The sequence below is a fragment of the Streptomyces sp. NPDC086554 genome, assembly GCF_040686095.1.
GTDB lineage: Bacteria > Actinomycetota > Actinomycetes > Streptomycetales > Streptomycetaceae > Streptomyces.
Genome location: NZ_JBFBJK010000011.1, coordinates 119,291 through 135,978, shown reverse-complemented (window position 1 = coordinate 135,978; position 16,688 = coordinate 119,291). Strand labels below are relative to the sequence as shown.

14 protein-coding genes are annotated in these 16,688 nt (G+C 68.7%); 11 read left to right on the top strand and 3 right to left on the bottom strand.

Going from position 1 to position 16,688, the window contains the following annotated elements; translation table 11 throughout:
• Positions 1 to 4: 4 nt before the first annotated feature.
• The 11 genes from AB0O76_RS19915 to metK all read left to right on the top strand — a co-directional run bounded on the left by AB0O76_RS19915 (position 5) and on the right by metK (position 12,809).
• On the top strand, positions 5 to 1,294 hold the full coding sequence (locus tag AB0O76_RS19915; protein ID WP_365492674.1) for a dihydroorotase: 1,290 nt from the start codon (positions 5 to 7) through the stop codon (positions 1,292 to 1,294).
• On the top strand, positions 1,291 to 1,872 hold the full coding sequence (locus tag AB0O76_RS19910) for a hypothetical protein (protein ID WP_365492672.1): 582 nt from the start codon (positions 1,291 to 1,293) through the stop codon (positions 1,870 to 1,872). The genes AB0O76_RS19915 and AB0O76_RS19910 overlap by 4 nt, the downstream gene beginning before the upstream one ends.
• Positions 1,869 to 3,020: a glutamine-hydrolyzing carbamoyl-phosphate synthase small subunit gene (carA, locus tag AB0O76_RS19905; RefSeq protein ID WP_365492669.1), complete on the top strand. Its 1,152-nt coding sequence runs from the start codon at positions 1,869 to 1,871 to the stop codon at positions 3,018 to 3,020. The genes AB0O76_RS19910 and carA overlap by 4 nt, the downstream gene beginning before the upstream one ends.
• Positions 3,013 to 6,321 carry a carbamoyl-phosphate synthase large subunit gene (gene carB / locus AB0O76_RS19900; RefSeq protein WP_365492667.1) on the top strand — a complete coding sequence of 1,103 codons (3,309 nt, stop codon included), beginning with the start codon at positions 3,013 to 3,015 and terminating at the stop codon, positions 6,319 to 6,321. The genes carA and carB overlap by 8 nt, the downstream gene beginning before the upstream one ends.
• A 54-nt stretch (positions 6,322 to 6,375) precedes the next feature.
• The gene (locus AB0O76_RS19895) at positions 6,376 to 7,482 is read left to right on the top strand and encodes a quinone-dependent dihydroorotate dehydrogenase (RefSeq protein WP_365492664.1); all 1,107 of its coding nucleotides are present in this window, start codon (positions 6,376 to 6,378) and stop codon (positions 7,480 to 7,482) included.
• Between the two features lie 5 nt (positions 7,483 to 7,487).
• On the top strand, positions 7,488 to 8,333 hold the full coding sequence (pyrF, locus tag AB0O76_RS19890; RefSeq protein WP_365493105.1) for an orotidine-5'-phosphate decarboxylase: 846 nt from the start codon (positions 7,488 to 7,490) through the stop codon (positions 8,331 to 8,333).
• Positions 8,334 to 8,665: 332 nt separating this feature from the next.
• Positions 8,666 to 8,992 (top strand): integration host factor, encoded by a 327-nt coding sequence (locus AB0O76_RS19885; RefSeq protein ID WP_055698939.1) that lies wholly within the window; start codon positions 8,666 to 8,668, stop codon positions 8,990 to 8,992.
• Positions 8,993 to 9,030: 38 nt separating this feature from the next.
• On the top strand, positions 9,031 to 9,624 hold the full coding sequence (gene gmk / locus AB0O76_RS19880) for a guanylate kinase (protein WP_365492660.1): 594 nt from the start codon (positions 9,031 to 9,033) through the stop codon (positions 9,622 to 9,624).
• Between the two features lie 56 nt (positions 9,625 to 9,680).
• Complete coding sequence (gene rpoZ / locus AB0O76_RS19875; RefSeq protein WP_005319902.1) at positions 9,681 to 9,953, top strand: DNA-directed RNA polymerase subunit omega; 273 nt, start codon at positions 9,681 to 9,683, stop codon at positions 9,951 to 9,953.
• Between the two features lie 107 nt (positions 9,954 to 10,060).
• Positions 10,061 to 11,269, top strand: a complete 1,209-nt coding sequence (gene coaBC / locus AB0O76_RS19870) for a bifunctional phosphopantothenoylcysteine decarboxylase/phosphopantothenate--cysteine ligase CoaBC (RefSeq protein ID WP_365492655.1) — start codon at positions 10,061 to 10,063, stop codon at positions 11,267 to 11,269.
• A 331-nt stretch (positions 11,270 to 11,600) separates the two neighbouring features.
• Positions 11,601 to 12,809, top strand: a complete 1,209-nt coding sequence (gene metK, locus AB0O76_RS19865) for a methionine adenosyltransferase (RefSeq protein ID WP_365492652.1) — start codon at positions 11,601 to 11,603, stop codon at positions 12,807 to 12,809.
• A gap of 62 nt (positions 12,810 to 12,871) precedes the next feature.
• Here the strand turns inward: metK and AB0O76_RS19860 are convergent, their stop codons facing one another.
• From AB0O76_RS19860 to AB0O76_RS19850, 3 genes are read right to left on the bottom strand one after another with little or no spacing between them, the layout of a single operon-like run.
• A complete protein-coding gene (locus tag AB0O76_RS19860) occupies positions 12,872 to 13,990 on the bottom strand; it encodes a hypothetical protein (protein WP_365492650.1) in 1,119 nt (372 codons plus the stop codon).
• Positions 13,987 to 15,945 (bottom strand): hypothetical protein, encoded by a 1,959-nt coding sequence (locus tag AB0O76_RS19855; protein WP_365492647.1) that lies wholly within the window; start codon positions 15,943 to 15,945, stop codon positions 13,987 to 13,989. Before AB0O76_RS19855 ends, AB0O76_RS19860 begins: the two co-directional genes overlap by 4 nt.
• Positions 15,942 to 16,664, bottom strand: a complete 723-nt coding sequence (locus AB0O76_RS19850) for a TIR domain-containing protein (protein WP_365492644.1) — start codon at positions 16,662 to 16,664, stop codon at positions 15,942 to 15,944. The genes AB0O76_RS19855 and AB0O76_RS19850 overlap by 4 nt, the downstream gene beginning before the upstream one ends.
• Between the last annotated feature and the right edge of the window lie 24 nt (positions 16,665 to 16,688).

The following is a 16,688-nucleotide window of genomic DNA, read 5'->3' as shown; positions in this document are numbered from 1 at the left end:
ACCCATGAGCAAGACCCTGATCCGTGGTGCGCAGGTGCTCGGCGGCGAGCCCCAGGACGTTCTCATCGACGGCGAGACCATCCTCGAAGTCGGCACCGGCATCGAGGCGGGCGACGACGTGACCGTCGTCGAGGCCGAAGGCCAGATCCTGCTGCCCGGCCTCGTCGACCTCCACACCCACCTGCGCGAGCCCGGCCGCGAGGACTCCGAGACCGTCCTGACCGGCACCCGCGCCGCCGCCTCCGGTGGCTACACCGCCGTGTTCGCCATGGCCAACACCTTCCCGGTCGCCGACACCGCCGGCGTCGTCGAGCAGGTCTACCGCCTCGGCAAGGAGTCCGGCTACGCGGACGTGCAGCCGATCGGCGCCGTCACCGTCGGCCTCGAGGGCAAGAAGCTCGCCGAGCTCGGTGCCATGCACGAGTCCGCCGCCGGCGTCACCGTCTTCTCCGACGACGGCAAGTGCGTCCACGACGCCGTGATCATGCGCCGCGCCCTGGAGTACGTGAAGGCCTTCGGCGGCGTCGTCGCCCAGCACGCGCAGGAGCCGCGCCTCACCGAGGGCGCCCAGATGAACGAGGGCGTCGTCTCCGCGGAGCTGGGCCTCGGCGGCTGGCCCGCCGTCGCCGAGGAGTCGATCATCGCGCGTGACGTGCTGCTCGCCGAGCACGTGGGCTCGCGGGTGCACATCTGCCACCTGTCGACCGCCGGTTCCGTCGAGATCGTCCGCTGGGCGAAGTCGCGCGGCATCGACGTGACGGCGGAGGTCACGCCGCACCACCTCCTCCTCACCGACGAGATGGTCCGCTCGTACAACCCCGTCTACAAGGTCAACCCGCCGCTGCGCACCGAGCGCGACGTGATGGCGCTGCGCGAGGCGCTCGCCGACGGCACGATCGACATCGTCGCCACCGACCACGCCCCGCACCCGCACGAGGACAAGGACTGCGAGTGGGCCGCGGCCGCCATGGGCATGGTCGGCCTGGAGACCGCGCTCTCCGTCGTCCAGCAGACGATGGTCGAGACGGGCCTGCTGACCTGGGCCGCGGTCGCCGACCGGATGTCCGTCAAGCCCGCCGAGATCGGCGGCGCGAAGGGCCACGGCCGTCCCGTCTCGGAGGGTGAGCCCGCCAACCTCACACTCGTCGATCCGGCATACCGTGGTGTCGTGGACCCTGCGGGCTTCGCCTCGCGCAGCGGCAACACCCCCTACGAGGGCCGTGAGCTGCCGGGCCGCGTGACGCACACGTGGCTGCGGGGCCGCGCCACGCTCGTCGACGGGAAGCTCGCGTGACATCTCTTCTGGAACTTGCTGCCGAGAAGGAATCGGCGGACGTGACCGACTGGGCCGCCCGCGCGGGCTGGGTCGTCGGACTTCTTCTCTTCATCGCGCTCGTCTACTGGCTGATGCGCGAGGGCTGGAAGTGGCGCGGCACGCTCCAGAGCGACCTGCCGTCGCTTCCCGTGGTGCCGGATGACGCGGGCCCGGCGAAACTTGAGCTCAGCGGCCGCTACCACGGCTCGACCTCGGCAGGGCAGTGGCTCGACCGCATCGTGGCGCACGGTCTCGGCACCCGCAGCCGCGTGGAGCTGACGCTCACGGACGCGGGCCTCGATGTCGTACGCCCCGGGGCCGCCGACTTCTTCGTCCCGGTGGCCCAGCTGCGCGAGGCCCGCCTCGACAAGGGCATCGCAGGCAAGGTCCTGGCCGAGGGCGGACTGCTGATCGTCACGTGGGAGCACGGCGGGAAGCGACTCGACTCCGGCTTCCGCTCGGACCACGCGGCCGAGCAGGCCGAGTGGGTCGAGGCCATCAACAACATGATCAACACCAAGAGCACGAACAGCACTACGGAAGGCACCGCACGATGACGACCTCCACCAGGGGAGCCAGCAAGGTTCCCGCCGTACTCGTCCTGGAGGACGGCCGCATCTTCCGCGGCCGCGCCTACGGGGCCGTGGGGGAGACCTTCGGCGAAGCGGTGTTCTCCACCGGCATGACCGGCTACCAGGAGACGCTGACCGACCCCTCGTACCACCGCCAGGTCGTCGTCATGACGGCCCCGCACGTCGGCAACACCGGCGTCAACGACGAGGACCCCGAGTCGAAGCGGATCTGGGTCGCCGGATACGTCGTGCGTGACCCCGCACGCGTGTCCTCCAACTGGCGCTCCCAGCGCACCCTCGACGAGGAACTCGTCAACCAGGGCGTCGTGGGCATCAGCGGCATCGACACGCGTGCGCTCACCCGCCACCTGCGCGAGCGCGGCGCGATGCGCGTCGGCATCTTCTCCGGCAACGCGCTCCCGGACGCGGGCGTGATGCTCGCCGAGGTCCGCCAGCAGCCCGAGATGAAGGGCTCGAACCTCGCCGCGGAGGTCGCCACCAAGGAGACGTACATCGTCCCCGCGATCGGCGAGAAGCGCTTCACGGTCGCCGCCGTCGACCTCGGCATCAAGGGCATGACCCCGCACCGCATGGCCGAGCGCGGGATCGAGGTGCACGTCCTGCCCGCGACCGCGACCGCCGATGACATCTACGCGGTCGAGCCCGACGGCGTGTTCTTCTCCAACGGTCCCGGCGACCCGGCGACCGCGGACGGCCCCGTTGCCGTCATGCGAGCCGTCCTGGAGCGCAAGACGCCGCTGTTCGGCATCTGCTTCGGCAACCAGATCCTCGGCCGTGCCCTCGGGTTCGGCACGTACAAGCTGAAGTACGGCCACCGCGGCATCAACCAGCCCGTGCAGGACCGCACCACCGGCAAGGTCGAGGTCACCGCGCACAACCACGGATTCGCCGTGGACGCGCCGCTCGACAAGGCCTCCGACACCCCTTACGGACGCGCCGAGGTCTCCCACGTGTGCCTCAACGACCAGGTGGTGGAGGGGCTCCAGCTCCTCGACCAGCCCGCGTTCAGCGTCCAGTACCACCCCGAAGCGGCTGCAGGACCGCACGACGCCGCGTACCTCTTCGACCGCTTCGTATCCCTGATGACCGCAGAAGGAGCCCAGCGTGCCTAAGCGCACCGATATCCAGTCCGTCCTGGTCATCGGCTCCGGCCCGATCGTCATCGGCCAGGCAGCGGAGTTCGACTACTCCGGCACCCAGGCCTGCCGCGTCCTCAAGGCCGAGGGCCTGCGCGTCATCCTGGTCAACTCGAACCCGGCGACGATCATGACCGACCCGGAGATCGCCGACGCGACGTACGTCGAGCCGATCACCCCGGAGTTCGTCGAGAAGATCATCGCCAAGGAGCGCCCCGACGCGCTGCTTCCGACGCTGGGCGGCCAGACGGCGCTCAACACGGCGATCTCGATGCACGAGCAGGGTGTCCTCGAGAAGTACGGCGTCGAGCTCATCGGCGCCAATGTCGAGGCGATCAACAAGGGCGAGGACCGCGACCTCTTCAAGGGCGTCGTCGAAGAGGTCAACAAGAAGATCGGGCACGGCGAGTCCGCCCGCTCGTACATCTGCCACTCCATGGACGACGTCCTCAAGGGTGTCGAGGAGCTGGGCGGCTACCCCGTGGTCGTCCGCCCGTCCTTCACCATGGGCGGCGCCGGTTCCGGCTTCGCGCACGACGAGGAGGAGCTGCGCCGCATCGCCGGGCAGGGCCTCACGCTCTCGCCGACCACCGAGGTGCTCCTCGAGGAGTCCATCCTCGGCTGGAAGGAGTACGAGCTGGAGCTGATGCGCGACAAGCACGACAACGTGGTGGTCGTCTGCTCCATCGAGAACTTCGACCCGATGGGCGTGCACACCGGCGACTCGATCACCGTCGCGCCCGCGATGACGCTGACCGACCGCGAGTACCAGACCCTGCGGGACGTCGGCATCGCGATCATCCGCGAGGTCGGCGTCGACACCGGCGGCTGCAACATCCAGTTCGCCATCGACCCGAAGGACGGCCGGGTCATCGTCATCGAGATGAACCCGCGTGTCTCGCGGTCCTCCGCGCTCGCGTCGAAGGCCACCGGCTTCCCGATCGCGAAGATCGCCGCGAAGCTGGCCGTCGGCTACACGCTGGACGAGATCCCGAACGACATCACCGAGAAGACCCCGGCCTCCTTCGAGCCGACCCTCGACTACGTAGTCGTGAAGGCCCCGCGTTTCGCCTTCGAGAAGTTCCCCTCGGCGGACTCGACCCTGACGACCACCATGAAGTCGGTCGGCGAGGCCATGGCCATCGGCCGCAACTTCACCGAGGCGCTGCAGAAGGCGCTGCGGTCCCTGGAGAAGAAGGGCTCGCAGTTCACTTTCGTGGGCGAGCCGGGCGACAAGGCGCTTCTTCTTGAAGAAGCGGTGCGTCCCACCGACGGACGCATCAACTCCGTCATGCAGGCCATCCGCGCCGGCGCCACCCCGGAAGAGGTCTTCGACGCCACGAAGATCGACCCGTGGTTCGTCGACCAGCTCTTCCTGATCAAGGAGATCGCGGACGAGCTGACCGCCGCCGAGCGCCTGGACGCCGACCTCTTGGCCGAGGCCAAGCGGCACGGCTTCTCCGACGCCCAGATCGCCGAGATCCGCGGCCTGCGCGAGGACGTCGTCCGCGAGGTGCGGCACGCCCTCGGTGTCCGCCCGGTCTACAAGACGGTCGACACCTGCGCCGCCGAGTTCGCAGCGAAGACGCCGTACTTCTACTCCTCGTACGACGAGGAGAACGAGGTCGCCAAGCGCGACAAGCCCGCGGTCATCATCCTGGGCTCGGGTCCGAACCGCATCGGCCAGGGCATCGAGTTCGACTACTCCTGCGTCCACGCCTCCTTCGCGCTCAGCGACGCGGGCTACGAGACCGTGATGGTCAACTGCAACCCCGAGACCGTCTCCACGGACTACGACACCTCCGACCGTCTGTACTTCGAGCCGCTGACGCTCGAAGACGTCCTGGAGATCGTCAACGCCGAGGCGCAGGCCGGGCCGATCGCGGGCGTCATCGTCCAGCTCGGCGGCCAGACCCCGCTGGGTCTCTCGCAGGCCCTGAAGGACAACGGCGTACCGGTCGTGGGCACTTCGCCCGAGGCCATCCATGCCGCCGAGGACCGCGGCGCCTTCGGCCGTGTGCTCGCGGAGGCCGGTCTCCCGGCGCCGAAGCACGGCACCGCCACGACCTTCGCCGAGGCCAAGGCCATCGCCGACGAGATCGGCTACCCCGTCCTCGTCCGGCCGTCGTACGTGCTCGGCGGCCGCGGCATGGAGATCGTGTACGACGAGACCCGCCTCTCCGCGTACATCGAGGAGTCGACCGAGATCAGCCCCTCGCGTCCTGTCCTCGTCGACCGCTTCCTGGACGACGCGATCGAGATCGACGTGGACGCGCTCTACGACGGCACCGAGCTCTACCTCGGCGGCGTCATGGAGCACATCGAGGAGGCCGGCATCCACTCCGGCGACTCGGCGTGCGCGCTGCCCCCGATCACGCTCGGCGGCTTCGACATCAAGCGGCTTCGCGCCTCCACGGAGGGCATCGCCAAGGGCGTCGGCGTCCGCGGTCTTATCAACATCCAGTTCGCGATGGCGGGCGACATTCTGTACGTCCTCGAGGCCAATCCGCGTGCCTCGCGCACCGTCCCCTTCACCTCGAAGGCGACCGCGGTGCCGCTGGCCAAGGCCGCCGCGCGCATCTCGCTCGGCACCACCATCGCCGAGCTGCGCGCGGAGGGCATGCTGCCCGCGACCGGTGACGGCGGCACGCTGCCGATGGACGCGCCGATCTCGGTGAAGGAAGCCGTCATGCCGTGGTCGCGCTTCCGCGACATCCACGGGCGCGGCGTCGACACCGTCCTCGGCCCGGAGATGCGCTCCACCGGTGAAGTCATGGGCATCGACTCGGTGTTCGGCACCGCGTACGCCAAGTCGCAGGCGGGCGCCTACGGTCCGCTGCCGACCAAGGGCCGCGCGTTCATCTCCGTCGCCAACCGCGACAAGCGCTCGATGATCTTCCCCGCGCGTGAACTGGTCGCGCACGGCTTCGAGTTGATGGCCACGTCCGGCACGGCCGAGGTGCTCAAGCGCAACGGCATCAACGCCACCGTCGTGCGCAAGCAGTCGGAGGGCGAGGGCCCGAACGGCGAGAAGACGATCGTCCAGCTGATCCACGACGGCGCGGTCGACCTCATCGTCAACACCCCGTACGGCACCGGCGGCCGTCTCGACGGCTACGACATCCGTACGGCGGCCGTGTCCCGCTCCGTGCCGTGCCTCACGACGGTCCAGGCGCTCGCCGCCGCCGTCCAGGGCATCGACGCGCTCAACCACGGGGACGTGGGCGTCCGTTCACTCCAGGAACACGCGGAGCATCTGACCGCGGCCCGCGACTAGCAGCCCACTAGGGGGACACCGATCCGGTGTCCCCCTTCTGGTGAGGACACGTACATGTACAAGCTTTTCTTCAACCTCGTCTTCAAGCGCATGGACCCGGAGCAGGCCCACTACATGGCCTTCCGCTGGATCCGGCTCGCGGCCCGCATCCCCGTGCTGCGCACCTTCGTCGCGGCCGTCCTCGCGCCGCGCCACAAGGAGCTGCGCACCGAGGCCTTCGGGCTGCGGATGCACGGTCCCTTCGGGCTCGCGGCGGGCTTCGACAAGAACGCCGTCGCGATCGACGGCATGTCGATGCTCGGCTTCGACCACATCGAGATCGGCACGGTCACGGGCGAGCCGCAGCCCGGCAACCCCAAGAAGCGGCTCTTCCGCCTCGTCCAGGACCGGGCGCTGATCAACCGCATGGGCTTCAACAACGAAGGCTCGGCGGCCGTGGCCGAGCGTCTGGGCGCCCGCAAGGCCGTCTTCAGGACGGTCGTGGGCGTGAACATCGGCAAGACCAAGGTCGTGCCCGAGGAGGAGGCGGCCGGCGACTACGTGAAGTCGACCGAGCGGCTCGCCACCCACGCCGACTACCTCGTGGTCAACGTGTCGTCCCCGAACACTCCCGGCCTGCGCAACCTCCAGGCCACGGAGTCGCTGCGCCCGCTCCTGACCGCCGTACGCGAGGCGGCCGACCGGAGCGTCACCGGGCGGCGCGTGCCGCTCCTGGTGAAGATCGCCCCCGACCTGGCGGACGAGGACATCGACGCGGTGGCGGACCTGGCCGTCGAGCTCGGCCTGGACGGCATCATTGCCACGAACACGACCATCGCCCGCGAAGGACTCGGTTTGCAATCCGAACCTTCGCTCTACGGAGAGACCGGCGGGCTCTCGGGGGCTCCGCTCAAGGAGCGCTCCCTCGAAGTCCTGCGCCGCCTCTACGCGCGCGTGGGCGACCGCATCACGCTCGTGGGCGTCGGCGGCATCGAGAACGCCGAGGACGCCTGGCAGCGGATCCTCGCCGGCGCCACCCTGGTCCAGGGCTACAGCGCCTTCATCTACGAAGGGCCCTTCTGGGGACGCGCGATCCACAAGGGGCTCGCCGCGCGCCTTCGGACGAGCCCGTACGCCACCCTGGCCGACGCCGTCGGCGCCGACGTGAGGAAGCCCGAATGACCGGCATGAGCGTCCTTGAACCCTTCGGTACACGCCTTCGTCACGCCATGGACGAGCGCGGGCCCCTCTGCGTCGGCATCGACCCGCACGCGTCCCTGCTGTCCGCCTGGGGTCTGAACGACGACATCGCGGGCCTGGAGCGGTTCACGGGGACGGTCGTCGAGGCGCTCGCCGGGACCGTCGCCGTCTTCAAGCCGCAGAGCGCGTTCTTCGAGCGCTTCGGGTCGCGCGGTATCGCCGTACTGGAGAAGGCGGTCCAGGAGCTGCGCGCGGCCGGTGCCCTGGTGGTCATGGACGCCAAGCGCGGCGACATCGGCTCGACCATGGCCGCGTACGCCGAGACCTTCCTGCACAAGGACTCGCCGCTGTTCAGCGACGCGCTCACGGTCTCGCCCTACTTGGGCTACGGCTCGCTGAAGCCGGCCGTCGACCTCGCACGTGAGAACGGCACGGGCCTCTTCGTGCTCGCCCTGACCTCGAACCCCGAGGGCGCCGAGGTGCAGCACGCGGTGCGCGAGGACGGCCGCACGGTCGGCGCGACGATGCTGGGGCACCTGGCCGCCGACAACGCCGGTGCGCAGCCCCTGGGATCCTTCGGCGCCGTCGTCGGGGCGACCCTGGGGGACCTGTCCTCCTACGACCTCGCGATCAACGGCCCGCTGCTCGCCCCCGGGATCGGGGCTCAGGGGGCCACGCCAGCGGATCTGCCGGGTGTCTTCGGGGCGTCCGTACGCAATGTCGTGCCGAGCGTCAGCCGCGGCGTCCTGCGGCACGGTCCCGACGTGGCGGGGCTGCGTGACGCGGCGGCCCGGTTCGCGGACGAGATCCGGGCGGCCGTCGCCGCTGCCTGATCGCGCTCTCTCCGCCCCGGTTCCGGCCTTCTGGAGCCGGGGCGGAGGTGTTTTTACGCCCTGGGAGGACGCCTCGGGACGGGCGTATACGTTTCGTTGATGGCTCACCAGGCCAAATCCGGGGTGAAATGCCCGATATGTACGGCTCGACAGAGGCTGACCAGGACTTTTCGTCTGTTCTCGCTGACTCTGGCGGCCATGGCCGCTAGTCTCCGACGAGAGCGAACGGGCAAGCGTCGAGCAGGCGCGTTGCACGTTGCTCACCAGGTGTGGGGCGACTAGGTTCCTCACCGGTCCGTATCCGACAGTTCGACATCCGAGGTGACGTAGGCGTGGCTCTTCCGCCCCTTACCCCTGAACAGCGCGCAGCCGCGCTCGAAAAGGCCGCCGCGGCTCGCCGGGAGCGGGCCGAGGTCAAGAATCGACTCAAGCACTCCGGCGCCTCTCTTCACGAGGTCATCAAGCAGGGTCAGGAGAACGACGTCATCGGAAAGATGAAGGTCTCCGCCCTCCTGGAGTCCCTGCCGGGCGTGGGCAAGGTCCGCGCCAAGCAGATCATGGAGCGACTTGGCATCTCCGAGAGTCGCCGCGTGCGAGGTCTCGGCTCGAATCAGATCGCATCACTGGAGCGTGAGTTCGGCGGCAGTGCCGCTGGCTGATGTTCTCAGGCACCCCTGAGAACCTGGATAATCGCTGCATGGCTGCAACATCCCGGGGGACGACCCCCGTGCCCCCGGACGTACGTCCGCGGCTGACCGTGCTCTCCGGCCCCTCCGGGGTCGGCAAGAGCACGGTCGTCGCTCATCTGCGCAAGGAACACCCCGAGGTCTGGCTCTCGGTCTCGGCCACGACCCGCAAGCCGCGCCCCGGCGAGAAGCACGGTGTCCAGTATTTCTTTGTCTCCGACGAGGAAATGGACAAGCTGATCGCCAATGGCGAGCTGCTCGAATGGGCCGAGTTCGCGGGAAACCGCTATGGCACACCGCGGGCCGCGGTGATCGAGCGTCTGGAGGCGGGCGAGCCCGTTCTCCTGGAAATCGATCTGCAGGGCGCGCGCCTGGTGCGCGAGTCGATGCCCGAGGCGCAGCTTGTCTTCCTCGCCCCGCCGAGCTGGGACGAGCTGGTCCGCCGGCTCACCGGCCGGGGGACCGAGGCGCCCGAGGTCATCGAGCGCAGGCTCGAGGCCGCGAAGACCGAACTCGCCGCCGAGGAAGAGTTCGATACGACCCTGGTCAATACCTCCGTCGAGGACGTGGCCCGTGAGCTGCTAGCCTTGATGAAAGTTGTTTGATCTTCACCACAGTTCGACCACAGTTTGATCTTCATTTCCCCATCGGAAGGCAGAGCGTGTCCTCTTCCATCACCGCGCCCGAGGGCATCATCAACCCGCCGATTGATGAGCTGCTCGAAGCTACCGACTCGAAGTACAGCCTCGTGATCTACGCCGCCAAGCGCGCGCGCCAGATCAACGCGTACTACTCGCAGCTCGGTGAGGGCCTGCTGGAGTACGTCGGCCCCCTGGTGGACACCCACGTCCACGAGAAGCCGCTCTCGATCGCGCTCCGCGAGATCAACGCGGGTCTGCTGACGTCCGAGGCCATCGAGGGCCCGGCTCAGTAAGCATCAGTTTTCTTCGGCCACAGGCCCGGCAGCGCGGCTGTCGGGCCTGTGGTGTGTCATGGAGTCGTACGTTCCCGAGTGCGGGGATCCGAGTGCGGGGAGGCACCGTGGGCAAGCCCAAGGTCGTTCTGGGGGTCAGTGGCGGGATCGCCGCGTACAAGGCCTGTGAGCTGCTGCGGCGGCTGACCGAGTCGGGCCACGACGTACGCGTCGTGCCGACCGAAGCGGCGCTGCACTTCGTGGGGGCCGCGACCTGGTCGGCGCTGTCCGGCAACCCGGTCTCGACCGAGGTGTGGGACTCCGTCGACGAGGTGCCGCACGTACGGATCGGTCAGTCCGCCGACGTCGTGATCGTCGCCCCGGCGACCGCCGACATGATGGCGAAGGCGGCCCACGGCCTCGCCGACGACCTCCTGACGAACACACTCCTCACCGCCCGCTGTCCGGTGATCTTCGCACCCGCGATGCACACGGAGATGTGGGAGCACCCCGCCACGCAGGAGAACGTCGCCACGCTCCGCCGCCGCGGTGCCCTGGTCATCGAGCCCGCCGTCGGCCGCCTCACCGGCGTGGACACGGGCAAGGGCCGCTTCCCCGAGCCCGCCGAGCTCTTCGAGGTCGTACGCCGTGTCCTCGCCCGCGGCGACCTGGCCCGCGACCTCACGGGCCGGCACGTGGTGGTCAGCGCGGGCGGGACGCGCGAGCCGCTCGACCCGGTCCGCTTCCTCGGCAACCGCTCCTCCGGCAAGCAGGGCTACGCACTCGCCCGCAGCGCGGCCGCGCGCGGGGCCAGGGTCACGCTGCTCTCGGCGAACGCCGCGCTGCCGGACCCGGCGGGCGTGGACGTCGTACCCGTCGGCACGGCCGTCCAGCTCCGCGAGGCGGTCCTCAAGGCCGCGGCGGACGCTGACGCCGTGGTGATGGCCGCCGCCGTGGCGGACTTCCGGCCCGAGACGTATGCGACCGGGAAGATCAAGAAGAGGGACGGCCAGGAGCCGGCCCCGGTCGCCCTGGTCCGCAATCCCGACATCCTCGCCGAGATCGCGGGCGACCGGCCGCGCCCCGGCCAGGTGGTCGTCGGCTTCGCCGCCGAGACCGACGACGTCCTCGCCAACGGCCGCGCCAAGCTGGCACGCAAGGGCTGCGATCTGCTGGTCGTCAACGAGGTCGGCGAACGCAAGACGTTCGGCTCCGAGGAGAACGAGGCGGTCGTGCTCGGCGCGGACGGCAGCGAGACGCCGGTGCCGTACGGACCGAAGGAAGCGCTGGCGGACACCGTCTGGGATCTGGTGGCGGAACGTCTGGCGAAGAAGTAGTCGCTGAACGTCTGGTGAAGTCGGGGCGTAACCTCGAGAAAGCAGTAGAGGATCGTCCTCACGACGTAAGGGGCGCAAACCCCGAGGTCGAATGTCACATTCGCCCCACTGGACGCCCCAAACCCGGGAAATTCGGGCGCGAGGCCCTCTGGTGGAGACCGATCGTCGTATCGCACAATGCAGTGCCGCAGGTCACAGCGCTCCCAAGTGGCGAGACACGTGGTCCGGCGGTTCAGTACGACCGATAAACTGGTCTCGGACGATGTCGAGCGCAGCTCTCGGCCCGTCCACCAATGATCAGCCAGCAGCCGCTGCAACCACAGGGAGCGATGTGTCCCGCCGTCTCTTCACCTCGGAGTCTGTGACCGAGGGTCACCCCGACAAGATCGCTGACCAGATCAGCGACACCATTCTCGACGCGCTTCTGCGGGAGGACCCGAAGTCCCGGGTCGCCGTGGAGACGCTGATCACCACCGGCCTCGTCCACGTCGCCGGCGAGGTCACGACGAAGGCGTACGCGCCGATCGCGCAGCTCGTGCGCGAGAAGATCCTCGAGATCGGTTACGACTCCTCGAAGAAGGGCTTCGACGGCGCCTCCTGTGGCGTCTCGGTGTCCATCGGTTCGCAGTCCCCCGACATCGCTCAGGGCGTCGACACGGCGTACGAGAAGCGCGTGGAGGGCGATGAGGACGAGCTCGACAAGCAGGGCGCGGGCGACCAGGGCCTGATGTTCGGCTACGCGTGCGACGAGACGCCGGAGCTGATGCCGCTCCCGATCCACCTCGCGCACCGTCTGTCGCGCCGCCTGTCCGAGGTCCGCAAGAACGGGACCATCCCGTACCTGCGTCCCGACGGCAAGACCCAGGTCACCATCGAGTACGACGGCGACAAGGCCGTCCGCCTCGACACGGTCGTCGTCTCGTCCCAGCACGCGTCGGACATCGACCTGGACTCGCTCCTGGCGCCCGACATCCGGGAGTTCGTGGTCGAGCCGGAGCTGAAGGCCCTCCTCGAGGACGGCATCAAGCTGGAGACCGAGGGCTACCGCCTCCTGGTCAACCCCACCGGCCGCTTCGAGATCGGCGGCCCGATGGGCGACGCCGGCCTGACCGGCCGCAAGATCATCATCGACACGTATGGCGGCATGGCCCGCCACGGCGGCGGCGCCTTCTCGGGCAAGGACCCGTCGAAGGTCGACCGTTCGGCGGCGTACGCGATGCGCTGGGTCGCCAAGAACGTCGTCGCGGCCGGCCTCGCGGCCCGCTGCGAGGTCCAGGTCGCGTACGCGATCGGCAAGGCCGAGCCGGTGGGCCTGTTCGTGGAGACCTTCGGCACGGCCACGGTCGACACCGACAAGATCGAGGCCGCCATCTCCGAGGTCTTCGACCTCCGTCCGGCCGCGATCATCCGCGACCTGGACCTGCTCCGCCCGATCTACTCCCAGACCGCGGCGTACGGCCACTTCGGCCGCGCGATTCCCGACTTCACGTGGGAGCGGACGGACCGGGTGGAGGCGTTGCGGAAGGCTGCGGGGCTGTAGTCCTGGCGTTCCTGGCTTATTGAGGCCCGGCTTTCCTCAAGGGAGAGTCGGGCCTCAGCACGTCAGGTGTCCTGGTCGGCCGGGCCGTCGTCCTGTGCGGATGGATCCGTGCCGTCCGCATGCGGCGCCGTGGGCTGTCCACCGAAACGGCGGCGCAATTCCTCAGCGGTTGCCGAATCCCTGGCGGAGATGGCCAGGGCGAGCTGATCGGCGATCAGAGCACTCTCATCGTCTCCCGGCCGGAACCCCACAAGACGGAACGCATCAGTAAACAGATCCGCTGCCTCAGGGGCGTCGGGTCCGGAACGGAGCGGGGCCCGATCAGGCAGCGGATCGGCCTGCTCCGCTCCGGGGAACGCCGGCCCAGGCATACCAGGGGAGTGGGCGCTGTCCGGGACCAGGTGCCGGAAGGGTTCGTCGACCTCGGCGTTGTTCGCGGCCGATGAGAGCCGTGCCAGCAGGCCGATGTCCTTGACGGTCTTCTCCACATGGTCGTCGTTCTTGGCCAGCCACCACACGACCGCGCTGCCCGTGCTCTGCAGGACGTCGTCGCCGAGATACTCCCGTTTGTTCTGCTCGTACTTGCGCTGGTGTTCCCACACCGCCTCGTCCTTCCGGATGGCTGCGAGCCGGTCGAGGCGCTCCTGGTCCTCGTCCGCGAGCGTGAGATGCACGTCGAGAGCCATGGCTTGCACATGACCTTCGCGGTCCCGCTCCATCACCCCGAGCGCGCCGTTCAGTTCGTGCTGGACGAGGGCGCTTCTGAACGGCTTCAGACCGGACGTCACCTGACGGGCCCGGGCCAGTACCGCCTCCACCGCAAGTGCGCCCGGATTGATCAACTGATCGCTCGACGTGGGGTCCACCGGACACCAACGCACGCGTGCGGAGAAGAGGAAGTCGTAGTCGGCGAGTTGGCTGGGGATGGGGACTCGGGTGACCTGCAGTTCACGCCGCTCGACGGGTGGGGAGGGTTGTTCGGGGAGCGTCCCGGGTGGGAAGGGAGCCCGCTGCTGCACGCGGGTCGCGGTGACCGCTCCGACGGTCCCCGCGACGAGCAGCAGACTGATGGCCCCGGACCACATCCACACGGGCCAGTCCAGAGTGAGACCGAGGATGAGCACGAGTAGGGCGCTGATCAGGCTGAGGAAGACCGATACGGTCTTCTGGCCGGAACTCATGACGGTGGTACCTCCAGCTGGTGGGGCCGCTGAGCGAAGTGTGTGCGCTGCGCCGTGTTGATCGTGCGCAGTAGGCGGGAGGCCAGTGCGGGAGATATCGCCCGCCGACCGTCGGCGTAGATGCGACTGAGGACCGGGTAGCGGGCCCCGGTGGCTTCTACCAGGATGTCCAGCGCCGAGTCGGCGAGCGACCGGTCGGCCACCCTGTCGGCCGTGACCAGCCAGTTCTGGGCGCATGGTGCCCAGCGCTGCGGGCTGATCAGGTCGAACACCATGCGCCAGCAGGTGGTGAGCCACTCCCGGGTCGACCTCGACAACAGGAACCTGTCCGGGAGTTCCTCGAAGTCGAGGAACAGATCGGCGTCCGGTCGGTGATACTGCGACGACTGGGCGGTGGCGAACCGTGCGAGGAGCAGGCGCTGGAGGCTGGCGTCCTGGTGCACATGGCGCAGGAGGCCCTCGCGGGCGATGGCGGTGTGTGTTTCGCGGCGCGCGAGATGGTGGAGCCGCACAAGCGCCGCCTCGGGGTGGCGCGATGACATCACCTTCTCGCAGACCTCGACGAGGACCTCGCGCAGGTGGTCCGTCGGGCGGGTAGTGCTCCAGCCGTAGATCGCCGCCCTGAACTTGCCGCCGAACTCCTCGCTGTCGATGGCCTGTTTGAGGAGGTACGCGGCCGCCTTCACCTCCGTGGCCCGGGGGGCACCGGGCCGAGTCCATTGGACGACGAGCTTGGCCAGGGCCTCGGTGTCGCCCGTGGACATGCAGAGGCCGGTGAACCTGCGTACGAGTTCTTCGCGATCGGCGTCGGTGAGTTCGTGCAGCTTCAGTGCCTCGCTCACCCAAGTCTTCAGGGGCTCCCGGACGTCGGGCATGTTGGTCCAGAAATGACGACGGGCGGCGGACGCGAACTTCTCCTGCTTGAAGCGAACACAGCCATCGGCGTCCAGGCGTGCGGCAATGGTCTCCAGGTTCTGCGAGAGTCCCATGCGCTCCAGGACCGGTCGGTCGTCCCCGGCGGAGCCCACTTCGGCCAGGAGCGAGGTCGTCCCTCGGTGGATGGCCTCGGCCCGTGCGCCGTGCAGCATGGCCGTGGCGAGGAGGAGGGCTCGCTGCCTGCCCTCACTCAACTCCGGTACGAGGAGCGCCACTTCGTGGCTGCGATCTGTCTGGGCCTCGATGGCGGCGCCCCACCACGAAGTGAAACTGCCTTGTCCGTCGGCGGACGCCCGCGCCTCGACGATGCGTTCGGCGAGCCGTGCCACGTCTCGCATCGGTGGGCGCGTGTCGAGAAAGGAGTGCAGTACGTCGGGAAGGGGCCGCCAGACGGAATCGTTCATGAGGTGGCTCCGCAAGTGGCGGGCCACGGCTTCCACCCCGTTGGGACGGCCTATCGACGTACGCACGAACTCCGTCGACAGACGGGCCTCGAAGCCGTACGGGAGCACTACGGCGAGAAAGGCACGCTTGCGCAGGAGCTCGTGACGGAAGTCGGAGAGATCCCTGTGCACTGTGTTCCACACGGTCTCGTCCACGGCTGACAGGTCGAGCAACATCCGGTCTTCTTCGCCGATGAGTTCGGGGGGAAGGCATGTCGGTTCTCCCTGGCCGATCTCCGGAACGAGCTCGTGGTACGTCCCCTTGCCGTGCGGAAGTTCACAGAGCAGCACCTTCGCCGTGGAGCACCGGCCGCTCCCCGCCTCGCCGTGCAGGAAGAGTGTCCGGTGCGATTCCAAGGCGTCGTAGGCGGCGTTCATGCCCTCGGGGCGTGCGAACTGACGTTGGAGGCGCTCCAGTTGGTCGTGCGCGACGCGCCGGGGAGTGGTGGCGGTGGTCTTCAGGAGGGCCGGTCGGCCCGGGAGCTGTGGCGTCGCGAAGAAGTTCAGATACATGTCACCGGCCGCACTGAGTGGCCCGGCCGGGAATCCATGGGGCATGTCGAGGGCATCGCTCATTGGTCGTCGTCCTTGTCCTTGGACGAACGCCCGAAGCTCTGGCGGATGTTCTCGATGCTCCCCTCGCTGTAGTTGGCGCCGTCGCCGGACTGATGCACGGAGCGGTTGCTGGGGCCGATGTGGACAGGGCCGTGTGTCGGGCCGTTGACGCTGGTGACGTTGCCGCCCACTGTCCCTGTTTGGACGGCTGTCCCGCTCTCCACACCGCCCATAGTGTTCTGCGCTGTGCTCGGCCTCGGCTCAGCCTTCGCCTCCCTGTCGGCCTTGGCGAGTTCGGGCACGAGTGTGGTGAGAGCGTCACCGATGTGCTTGAGGTCGTTCTCGTTGTTCTGGGTGTCGTACCTCAGCGTCTGGCAGTCGGCGAGGCGGGCCAGTGACGGAGGGAGATCGGTCTTGGCGGGGCGCTCGGTCTTTCGGCCTATCAGCACCGGCACGACGCGGATGTCGCACAGGAAGGCCTCCTGGATCTCCAGGCGTACCCAGTCCTCCGCACGCTGTAGAGCGGGATGGCCGGCCCACCGGGGACCGATGAGTGCGAGGAGTACGCCGCTGCGGCGCACGCCGTGGATGAGCTCTGCGTCGAAGGCCGCGCCCGGCGGAATCGAACTGCTCGCGCGGAAGATCCGATCCTTGCCGAATCGGGTGGAGAGGGCTCCCGCGATGGTGGCCGCGGCGTGTTCGGTGTCCCCTGTGCGGTAGTTGACGAAGACATCGGGCATGGCGGAACGACCTTTCCGTCCTGG